This is a genomic window from Sporolactobacillus sp. BBK16-2, from assembly GCF_059878335.1.
The window spans coordinates 971,322-982,087 of sequence record NZ_CM187611.1 but is presented as its reverse complement, the minus strand read 5'-3'; the positions used below and the strand labels follow the sequence as shown (position 1 = coordinate 982,087).

Annotated in this window: 10 protein-coding genes; 1 reads left to right on the top strand and 9 read right to left on the bottom strand. The window is 38.7% G+C overall.

Translation table 11 applies throughout. The annotated features are described in order from the left end of the window. Positions 1 to 162: 162 nt before the first annotated feature. From AC6F33_RS04875 to AC6F33_RS04840, 8 genes are all read right to left on the bottom strand, one after another. A complete protein-coding gene (locus AC6F33_RS04875) occupies positions 163 to 783 on the bottom strand; it encodes an EcsC family protein (RefSeq protein ID WP_500777862.1) in 621 nt (206 codons plus the stop codon). An 89-nt stretch (positions 784 to 872) separates the two neighbouring features. After that, complete coding sequence (locus AC6F33_RS04870; RefSeq protein WP_500777861.1) at positions 873 to 1,259, bottom strand: hypothetical protein; 387 nt, start codon at positions 1,257 to 1,259, stop codon at positions 873 to 875. Then, a complete protein-coding gene (locus AC6F33_RS04865) occupies positions 1,259 to 3,073 on the bottom strand; it encodes a dynamin family protein (RefSeq protein ID WP_500777860.1) in 1,815 nt (604 codons plus the stop codon). The genes AC6F33_RS04870 and AC6F33_RS04865 overlap by 1 nt, the downstream gene beginning before the upstream one ends. Beyond that, complete coding sequence (locus AC6F33_RS04860) at positions 3,036 to 4,961, bottom strand: dynamin family protein (protein ID WP_500777859.1); 1,926 nt, start codon at positions 4,959 to 4,961, stop codon at positions 3,036 to 3,038. The genes AC6F33_RS04865 and AC6F33_RS04860 overlap by 38 nt, the downstream gene beginning before the upstream one ends. 17 nt (positions 4,962 to 4,978) lie before the next feature. Then, positions 4,979 to 6,898, bottom strand: coding sequence for a dynamin family protein (locus AC6F33_RS04855; RefSeq protein WP_500777858.1), 1,920 nt, complete (start codon positions 6,896 to 6,898; stop codon positions 4,979 to 4,981). Positions 6,899 to 7,111: 213 nt separating this feature from the next. Beyond that, positions 7,112 to 7,705: a hypothetical protein gene (locus tag AC6F33_RS04850; RefSeq protein ID WP_500777857.1), complete on the bottom strand. Its 594-nt coding sequence runs from the start codon at positions 7,703 to 7,705 to the stop codon at positions 7,112 to 7,114. Beyond that, positions 7,702 to 8,454 carry a hypothetical protein gene (locus AC6F33_RS04845; RefSeq protein WP_500777856.1) on the bottom strand — a complete coding sequence of 251 codons (753 nt, stop codon included), beginning with the start codon at positions 8,452 to 8,454 and terminating at the stop codon, positions 7,702 to 7,704. Before AC6F33_RS04845 ends, AC6F33_RS04850 begins: the two co-directional genes overlap by 4 nt. A gap of 757 nt (positions 8,455 to 9,211) precedes the next feature. Next, entirely contained in the window at positions 9,212 to 9,295 is an 84-nt protein-coding gene (locus tag AC6F33_RS04840) for a putative holin-like toxin (RefSeq protein ID WP_370645969.1), read from the bottom strand. A gap of 389 nt (positions 9,296 to 9,684) precedes the next feature. On the opposite strand from AC6F33_RS04840, the gene AC6F33_RS04835 reads away from it, so the two are divergent. Continuing rightward, positions 9,685 to 10,212 carry an IS1096 element passenger TnpR family protein gene (locus tag AC6F33_RS04835; RefSeq protein WP_500777855.1) on the top strand — a complete coding sequence of 176 codons (528 nt, stop codon included), beginning with the start codon at positions 9,685 to 9,687 and terminating at the stop codon, positions 10,210 to 10,212. 71 nt (positions 10,213 to 10,283) lie between these two features. Here AC6F33_RS04835 and AC6F33_RS04830 read toward each other — a convergent pair whose 3' ends face one another. Beyond that, complete coding sequence (locus tag AC6F33_RS04830) at positions 10,284 to 10,547, bottom strand: DUF6429 family protein (RefSeq protein ID WP_255747454.1); 264 nt, start codon at positions 10,545 to 10,547, stop codon at positions 10,284 to 10,286. Positions 10,548 to 10,766: the final 219 nt, after the last annotated feature.

Here is a 10,766-nt window from a genome sequence, read left to right as displayed (position 1 = left end):
CGTCTGATCAATTTAAAGACTGTTGAATACGAATGCAACAACTTTACTACTCGGTATTGAACCGAAAAGATAGTGCTAAAAGTGAATGCTACCTAATCGCTGTGAATTTGGCCATCGCTTTTGGAAATTGAGTCTCCTTGCAGACTAGTTGACAATTAGTGCTTACACAAATATCTTCTTCGCGGTTCTTCCAATTATATTAGTACTCACACCATCCATAGTACCGCCTATTACTCCACCAAGAAGCGGTACAGCCTTTCCTAAATTAACAATTCCCTTTTCACCAAACTTAGTGATCAATCGAAATCCTACTGCCTTATTTATCGCTTTAATGATCTCAATCGGAACCTTTCTTATTGCTTGTTTTCCTAGCTGTGTGGCAGTCTTTATACCCACATTTTTTAGTATATCTGAAACAGAATTACCAGTAAGGGCAAGATAAACAAAAGTTTTCACTTGATCGTCCTTAATGTCATAGTTTCTCATAATAGCGATTGCCGCTACCATTCTGATTTGTACATAGGTTACAGAGGCTACATCAGCAGGAATTGCCACAGGCAAAGTGATCAATCCTCCCAATCCCGTTAGGAAACCAGCTGTAGCCGATTTTGTATTTTGCCATTGTATTAGTTTATCAATAGCTTTATCAACTGAGCCGTGTTTCGACAAGTAATTCTGCGCTAAATCATAAGCTGTATCCGTTCCAGGCAAACCATTAATAGATTTTTCATATGCCCAATCCAACAGTTTTCCAACTTTACTCTCAGTCAGAGTATTTTCCATGCTATGATCCACCTCATATAATTTTTACTAGGAATCCTTTGGAAATAAATGATGATTCTCTTTTACAGGGGCAATTCATTATTGTTATTTCATTCCGGCAGATCTCTCAAATACCCGCCGCCTTGTGATACGTTTCTGTCAAATGATGTATCTCCATCCCCATCACGCCAGTATCCATGAACTGGTGTCCCATCTTGGCGTAAATAGTCATGGACATCATGCGGATGGACAAATGTTTTTCCTAGTTCTAATGGTTCCATATGCATCGTATGTACCAGTTTTAGTGGGTCATTTTGCTGCATGATGTCTTGGTAGCTATGCGTGTGTTCGTTTCCCGCTGTAAAATGCGGGCTTGGATCAAAGCCATGATTTACAGTGTCGTTTCCGAAAAGATGGGCTGAGGAATGGATTGCTTCACTCCCGGTTGAATGTTGGGCATCATTTGAATCCGTCGTGCTTCCGTCAAATAAACTCATTAGTTTTTCTCTCCTTTTGGTTCACTTTTAAAAATCAGCATTTGCAGCTGGGCATCAAGTTTCTCCAGATCTCTTTGTGCAGCCAGCAAAACCTGTTCCCGTTTTGCCAGTTCCTCTGCTTCTCGTGCATTCTCTTGCTGTGTGTTTTCAATAATTTGCCGACGAACCGCCGCTTTCTGATTAAAGATTTTCTGTGTATTGGTAACGGTATTTTGAATGAGTTGATCCACTTGGTCACAAATAGATTCATAGAATCTGTCGATGGACTCGGGTATAATACGTGCCCACTCTTTCCTGATCTCTGGCTTTAATTTTCCTAGTTTGTTCTTCTTCATAATATCTCTCAAAATAGGAAAACCACCCATTGCGAGCAATGGAATAAACAGTGGCAATGAAATGACAGCTAATCCGGTGGCAATGCCGCCAGCAATCAATCCTGAAGTAATCATTGTATCTATTCCAGAATCAATATTCACATTCACTTTTTCGTCAGAGGATAGTTTTTGCCCGTTGACATTCCCAAGTTGAATCGTGCTGTTAAAATATTCATTTAATCCTGTTTCAATGGATAGCTTGAGTTTGTTCAAAAGTTCAAGAATGTATGGGGAATATTCTTCAAGCCAGCCTTTAATAAAGCGTTCTGAAAGCTGAGGCAGAATTTTTTCCGTTAGTTGACTCACATCTGAGCTGTCAAAATTATTGATTGCCTGATTTCCTTCATCTAAAATACGCTCTTTCAAGTTGCTGATTGATTTTTCAATTAAGTGATGTATTTCCGTTTCTCTTAATTGAACATAATCATGAACCGATTGAAGGGTCTCATCCTTTTTTTGTTCCCATGAATTTAGATTTTCCAGAATAGCAGTTAATTCCTTAGTTGATTGTTTTCCTGTCACAAGACGCGTCATAATTTCATTGCTTATTTGTCTGAGAATGTGAATGGCACGATAAACATAAGCAGATTGTTTTTCTTGTGCTCGAGTTCCGCTCTTCGTCAGTTCCATGATTTTTTTCTCGATCGGGAGAATTCCTGAAAAAGATATGAGTTCATCATTTTGTTCCACCCGTCCCTGCAAAGCGCTTAGCGATGATAAGAGATACAGTGATGGCTGAGGTAAACCAAGAGAATGTGTAATTCGATGTTTGAATTCTTCAGCTAATTCATCAAGATCCGTTTCTTCCTCATCCAAACGGTCGATAAAATTAGCGATAAAAACAATCTTATTTAAATCTTGGTTTAAAAGCTTTTCCTTGATAAATTCCTCTTCCGTTCTTTTTAGAAAAGCACCGGAGTCAAGGATAAACAAAACAGCGTCTGAACGCGGAATAAAATCGTAGGCAACCTCTGCTCTTTGCTGATTGAGATCGTTCACTCCAGGTGTATCGACGATGACAATGTTCTGATCAAAAGGAACTTTAGAAAGGGACAAGTCAATATACTTAACTTGATCCGATGTCTGATCGTGCTCTGCTGTAAAACGCTGCATCACATCTTTATCAAAGCCAAAATTTTCTATCTCACCCTTTTGGTTATGGACAATGAGCTCATCCTTGTCCCCTTTAAAGATCCGATGAATAACGGCAGTTGTTGGTAATATATCCGTTGGAAGTAAATCTTGCCCGAGCAGACTGTTAATAAAAGTTGATTTTCCGTGTTTAAATTCACCGACCACGACGATAGTGTATTGGTTCGTCTTCATATCCGAGCTGAGTGTCATCAGCTTTTCACGAATCGTTTCACTCAATTTGCATGTTATTGCCTGCTGTTTTAATTCATTAATAATGGTTGTCAGAGCCTGTTCCTGCGTAATCATTTTGTGCTCCCTCCAGTTGTTCCGATAATGGGTTTATTTCCATACATGCTCTTAATTCGTCCTGTTGCTCTTTTAATTTATTGATTTCTTTATTGGCTCGGCTGTGGCTTATTTCAGCATTCCTAAGCATTTTCAAAAACAGCTCTTGCATTTTTTTGAGTTCTTTTTCCATATTCAGTGCAATCTTATCTAATAATTGTTTTTGCATGTTCTGAAAATTTTTCTCTAGCTGCTCCACTTTTTTTGGAATTGATTTAACAAATTGATCCTTTATGCGTTCCCGCAGAATTTCTCGATCATCAACGCCTTTTGCCTTTCCTACAATAAATCCAATAAATTTAACAGCTGCTTTGCCAGTGTTTGCTAGCATAGAAACCCACTGCAAACCTTTCTGAGGTGCAAGATCCATAATTTTTTTATAGACCACATCAGCAAGTGAATCAAACGTATCCGTTAGCTTAATTTCATAATTCGATTCGATTCGAACATTGAATGAACTTGCTAGTGAGCGATAGTTTTGCGAAAGCTCGTCACTCATATGTGCGGCACATTTTTGAGTCACATCGTTTGCCCACGATTCTTTCCATTTCAAAAGATCCTCAGCAAGTATCCCTTCTAATGGAGACACCTTATTTTCAATTGCTTGTGCCATTTCTTTGTAAGTGCCTGCTTGTTTCTTAAATTCTTTTTGAGCAGCGTGCGAGATTGCTTCAAGCCCTTGTTGATAAGCTTTTTTTATCTCAGCCAAGTCCTTCTTGCTATTGGATTTTATCGATTTCATCAATCGTTCTCTTTCGGCTCGAGCATGATCCAATTTAAGCTTAAGCTCTTTCTGCTTTTGATCTGCATCAGCAATATGTTGGTGAAAACTTAGTATTTCTAATGGAATATCTTGATTAATCATCCTGTCAATCCAATGATTCAATTGAAGATCTGCTCGAAAAATTTTGACGTACCCTCTTTCCTCCTCCAGAAATTGACCAAGTGCTTGTTCGAGTGCCGGTATGCCCGTTTCTTCGAGATTTCTTACAATAGCAGAGTTTCTCATTTTCCACTGAGCGCTTTTTATGACTTCTCCATTCTGCTCTCTACGGAAATTCAACGCATATTTGGCAGAGATAAAAAATAGTTTAGGTTGTTCAATTTTGGACGGCAGATGACTCAATATCTCCTGACGAACTCTTTCCACATCAGCTTCTGAGTCCAACTGATCCTTAAAATTAATCACGAAAAACAATTTGCCAAGATCTTGATTGAGTACTCGGTTTTCGAGAAAACTGCGTTCTGATTGCGAAAGTTGACGGCGTGCATTCAGCATAAAGATCACTGCGTCTGATTGAGGAATAATTGTATTGGTCAGTTGGCTCCTATTTTCATCAAGATCATTAAAGCCGGGAGTATCATAGATACAGATGCCGTTGCTTAAAAAAGGAAGCGGATAGCCAATTGTGACTTGATCTATTTGATTGAGTGTTTCAATTTGTTGTTGATAAGCAACAAATGCCTCACGATCATCGCTATTCGGTTCTTTTGGCGCAATCAGCTTTTTGAACGTTTCTTCTGGAATAACGTGTTCTTGACCATTGACCGAAACAATAATACTTTGTTGTTCTTTGTAGATAATTTTATTTAGCAATGCTGTTGTCGGGGTAACTTTTGATGGAAGCAGGCGTTTGCCAAACAAACTGTTTAAAAAGGTAGACTTCCCCTTTGAAAATTCCCCAATGACTGTAAGGACGAACTTTCCATTCTCAACATCACCTAACAAGTCATTGATCTGTTGAATGGTTTCTTCATCCTTTTTTGTAATGAGGATTTTAATTACTTTTTCCGCCTTTGCAAAGAATTGTCTCTTCCTTTCAGCATAGTGTTCTAATGAAAAGACCATAGATCATATCTCCCCTGTCATTTAAATAGGTAAAAAAGGATGGTGATTCCAATACAACTAAACAACAAAACACGCATTTTTATTATGTTGACTCTTATTTGATTCAAAGGAGACAAAGGTAATGTTTGAATGGCGTTAAGAGGAGAACGCTCCCAAGCATCAATCATAGAAAGTTCTGAAGTTGAATAGTCAATTGAAATATGACGATCTGTAAGTAATGGTTCATCGATCAATGCTTCAAAATTTTTTTGTTGCGTCATTAGTTTTCCATTCATCTTGAACGGCTCAAAACAATGAATTAGTTCTTCTAAATTTTCCCCTTCTATCTCTCCAAGTTTCTCGCTGGTTAATACACTATTATTCAGTGATACAATGGCGTTGCTAATCATAGAGAGCTGGTTGATGTTTTGAAAAAATGAAAGGCCAATTTTTTGAAGGTAATCCTTTTTATTCTTTTTTAGGAATTGATTAAGTGCATTTATTTTATTATGGAGAACTTGTCGATTGTTATAATTAATGAAATGGATCGTAGTGCGAAGCTGGTCAACAAAAGCATCCTGCTTGATGTTTTCTTCTTCAAGACATTTTCTATACTCATTGACCTGGACGTTATATATTCTTATTTCATTTTCAAATTGATCGAGTTGAGTGTTCTCAAAAAGAGGGTAGGTTTGATAGACTCCTGAACTTCTGAATTTATCTATGTCATTTAGAAGTTGTTGGTACGTTTGGAGCAATTTCTCTTTTTTCGAATTTATGCGTTGTATCTTATTTGAAAGCTGTTTTTTTAACTCTTTTATTTTTACTAATACGACCGGAGACTGCCTAGCACCAATGGTATCCAACCAAAGCTGTGCATGATCTTCATCCGATACAAGAGATAAAAAAGATTTATTTGCCGCAATGTACTCAGCTAATTCCTGAGTTTTTGCTCGATGGTACTCAATAAAGTGTTGTATTTCATTTTTCTTATCAAGGATCATTTTCCATGACTGAGACAATTCTTCAAAAGATAAATACGTTTGATCAATATGTAGCTTATTTGTCAGCATCTTTACTCTTGCTAAAATACAACGTTGTAGATAAACAAAATAACGCCACTTACTTCTCTCTTTCAGATTTGCGGCCTCTATTTCTAGTTTATTGAAAATGTTAGAAACGCTTTGCAAACGACCAATTTCCAGAAGCTGAATATCCTTTTCAATCTTTCCCTTGAGTATGTACGCTGCTGAAATACCAATCACATCAACTAAGTGGTATTGATCGATAAAGGAATTTCGCTCATCAGCAAGCCATTCTTCTAATTCTTGTTCCTCTTCTTCTTCATCGTAATTATCTATTTGATTGATGACCATAATTGCTGGAAGATGATTATGCATCAATTTTTCTAAGTATTGATGTGCCACTTGCGTCTGTATGGTACGACAATCAGCAACCCACAAGACTACATCTACGCGATTGAAAAAACGTTCCGTGTTCTCCGTATGATAGGCATATTGAGAGTTCAGACCTGGCGAATCGATAATGGTTATTTTTTCAAGAAAACCCAACGGCCAATACATTTCTACCCAGTCAATTTCTTTATCAATTGATTCGTCGCTTAAATCAGCAAATTGATTATTTTCATATGTTGCGATGCGTCCATCCAAGAAATAAATAACCATCTTCTTTTGAGCGGCATACTTAAACATCGTAACAATGGATGTCTTTGGCAATATATCACTTGCCACCAGTTGTTCCCCAAAAATCGAATTCACAAATGTGGACTTTCCTGACTTCGCCTCACCCATAATCATCACATTAAGCGGTCGTTCCGTTTGCCCATTTTGCCAATCAGCTACTTCTCTCCCCATTTCTTGCATATCAGGAATAGCATTTAAATGATTGTTCAGGCTCTGTATATATTTGGCCCAATCTTTAACCTCTGAGATCTGCATTCTGTCACCCGTCTTTCAAAACAAAAGCTATTCATAGTAATTGCGCTTCAATAGGTAATCGGACCTATTACATTATATTTATCGGTCGCTCTGTAAGAAATTGTAAGCAATTTTCAACATTTCTCCTAAATAAGAATCTCAAATTACCCCTGTCCCTGTCGTCCGTATTTTCAAGTTTAATTGGTGCTTCATTCAATACTTGGACAAAACGTTTTATTGTGTACTCAATTCGTCAAGCAGGTTGATCTCTTCTTCAAGCATGGTGTATACTGCCTCAAACTTCCCTTCATACATCTGAATCAGCGGTTCAACAATTAACTCTCTTACCTTTGCTTCACATGAGATCTTGTCCAATGGTAAGAGATAATTGGTAATCGTTATATCCGTATAATCTGTTTGATACAGTTTCGGATAATCATTACTCAACGGATGCGAATCTTTTTTCCACCCTGCCCATGTGATTGGGTTACACTTGCCCAATGAAAGTGAATCCGTTCGCTCAGCAACTGCACCTGAAATAATGGGATAAGCGATTTGATGATCTTCGTCCAGTCCATCGAAGAGGATGTTAATTGCCACTCCTTTTTTAACATTGTCCTTTGTGTAGACGCGTTGCATGAAATAGGGGAGCCAAAAATTTGGATACTCATAACTTTTGGAAGTATCCCATGTAATTCCATGATCACCAACTGCTGTCCAGCCTTTTTTGGCGAATTCGCCTTCGATCACTGCAATCAGACGGCCAGTTTCTGTGTACACCATCACCATCTCGTCGTAGACTTTTTTCATTTCTTCTCCAATGCTCATTGTTCTTCCCTCCAAAAGTAGTGTTTCGGTTGAAGTAGCTTGGCTGGCAGATGAAAGCCTTGAAAGGATGTAAGTCCCTTTCGAAGCAACAAATCTCTTAGATCTTCAAGAATGAAGCGCTGTTCATCCGGAAGTATTTGTGTCGCGAGCGCCTCGTTTGCGACATCAAAAGCCGCCTGCCAGTTGATCCAGTAAAGATGATCCCCCTTATAGTTTTGCTTCGTTAATTTGTTGATTGAATCATCGGTAATTTTTCTTGGTAGGACATCGTGCGCGGTGACAAACAGGAGAAAACGATGGTCGGCCTCTTGCAGCATCTGCTTTTGCTGCTTGTTGAGGTCTATCTCATTTTTCATCAGATCGACGTATTGCTCGGCTAACTGGTCGCCTTGTAACGCTTGAAGCTCCTTTTCAGCCTGCTCTCGGTTCACGTCATGCCGGCCGCTATAATATTTTGCTTCTATTATTATGGCGATCGGCGGCTTCGTCTTGCATGTGATTAAGAGAATCAAATCCGGTTCGCGTTTGTAATAGGTAGTCTTAGGCCAGAATATGTAATCAACTGCTAGACAATCCTCGAAAAGATTGTAAATTGGTTTTGCAGTCTGAGCATGGATTGCCTTTCTGAGAAATGGAATGGGTGCTAGATTTACAGGTAAGTAACGAAATGCGGAAAAAACATCAGAGGTCAGCAGGTCCTCCCGTCCTTCGAGCGTTGGGATTTTGCCATGGAGTTCTGCCACTGTCATCGAATCACAACTTTCGCAGTAGATTTTTATGCCTATTATTCGTCAGTATATGACTTATTTCCTTCTTTTTGGTAAAAAAATTAATCATTGATTTTCGAATGCCAGATTTTCGCTGTATGGTAAACTTAATCTTATTGAAGATGCGAATTGGTGGTACCTTTTTTACTATGAAAATCTTTCTTTATATCATCGTACTCTCAGCCTTAATGACGATTCTTCCACAGTTATGGCACGCGCCTGTTCATTCTGAATGGGATGATCATTTATCTCTTCATGATCAAACAAGTGAAGAATAAAAGAAAAGCCGTCTGGCTGCCATTGCTGCTGACGGTGATTGTCGTTCTTACTACTTATCCCGGATTGACTCGGTATTGGGGTAAGTAGCGTTGCATTTTAGAATGCAATGAACTTCTTTATTGATCTTTGAAGACCTCTGATCACCTACTGCTAATCAGGACCATTGTGTCCTCCGTTCGTTTTAATTAAAAAATTGTTTGTCCCATTCTGGACGCCTCTTTTCATTCGTTAGATGTCGAATGATTCATCGTCTCCAGCCTGAATCATTGTTATCTCATGACAGCTCAGATATGGTTAAATCATTTCGAATCGTTTATACTATAATAAAAGGTGCATATAATAAAGCCGCCGATGGTCGAACATCGGCGGCAAGGTGACAACAAACTGCTTCAAAGGCAGCTACCGCACCGAACGTTAATTATGAAAATAATCCGCTTGGCTTGGGGAAGTCATGGGCGGATTATTTTCTGTTTTTTGACGACACGATAATCAGCACGAGCATTGCAAATTGGATCATTAGTGAACATGCTTCATATGTCGTCATTGGCCTCACCTCCCTCCATCAAAAGAGAGGCACGGCACCCGCCCATGAGCTTTTGCTGTCTTAATTAGTGTACCATGAAATCCGCAATAACAAGAACAAATATTCTCTTTTTTGAACGTTTACTCTGAATGGACTAGTAAACCTATTGCTGTCACCCCTTCCCCGCTGATTGATCACTTAATTGCACAGACAGAAGAAGAACGTTTATTAAATGCAAGAAAGTTTATGGAGAAAAGAAGACATGCCCGATAAACTAGAGACAAAGATCATGAGTGATCGACACTAGTTGAATCAAGTTCAGAGGAGGAGGTAAATCAATCACTCTTCCCTTTCTTGCGAGAAAATCCGCACGTACAAAATTACGTACACTCAAAAGATGGTGATCATCATTGATCTATCAATTAAAAATTGTTTTAAAAAACCAGAGTCCTTTAATATGGATGCGTCTGCAATTGGATGGGGAAACAACCTTGGCGACCTTGCAAGATGATCTTGATGAAGCGTTTGATCTGTCAAAAAAAGGGTTGCACCATTTTAAGCTTTTCACGAGTAGCCGGGACAATCCGGTTGCTTTTTCAGATACATCTGCGTTTCACAAAAGGGCAACATTAACCCAATGCTTTTCCAATTGTGGATATATGGGAAATGACACCTACCAAGATGATGTCCGTACAATGATGTTTAATCTTTTTATTGAACAAATCATTCAACCTGAGAAGGGGATTGATTATCCCAGATGCACCACTGTTTGCAAGTATTTAGGTGAATTCATTGCCCAAAATAAACCCTGGTTCATCGATCCGTTGGAAGGAGACTTCGTTCAGGTATACGTCCCAACTCAGACACGTGAGGAACTTGTAGCTCACATCAATGCATTCTTAAAAAAAGAGGATCTGAATCCGTTTGATGCTTTTTGAGCATTCGTCCGCTTTAACAGGAACGAACATTTTTCTTTTTTATATCACGTACGAGCCGATTGCGAAATCCATCATCTATCTTCTTGACCGCTCATCCCATAGTTCTTCAGCAATCTCTTCGCAGCTTCCACTCCTTTTTCCGAGAGATAAACAGATTTAGATTTGTTACTGCCGCTTATCAATTTCTCATCACCCAACTCATTTAAAAGATCAAAATCGTAGCCCTTCCAGCTGCGCCGATATGTTTCGCCGTATTCTTTTTCTTCCCATGAGGTCAAATACAGCAACATCAAGGTTAAGTCTTTTTCTAAGTGATTTTCGGAATCATGACTCATGATTCAACACCTCCATCGATTGTTACGTTCAAACCATCACATTGTAATATTTGATCGATCTATTTATGGTATACCTAAATTATGCGTCGAATCTATAGAAAAGTGAGTACTCGTGCCTATTTATGAGAAATCAGTAGGAAATGAGGAAAACGGAAGGTTCCGCAAGTAAGTATGACCTGCACTTGTCCAAACTCGCCTATTTTCATTATAATTGGGTTA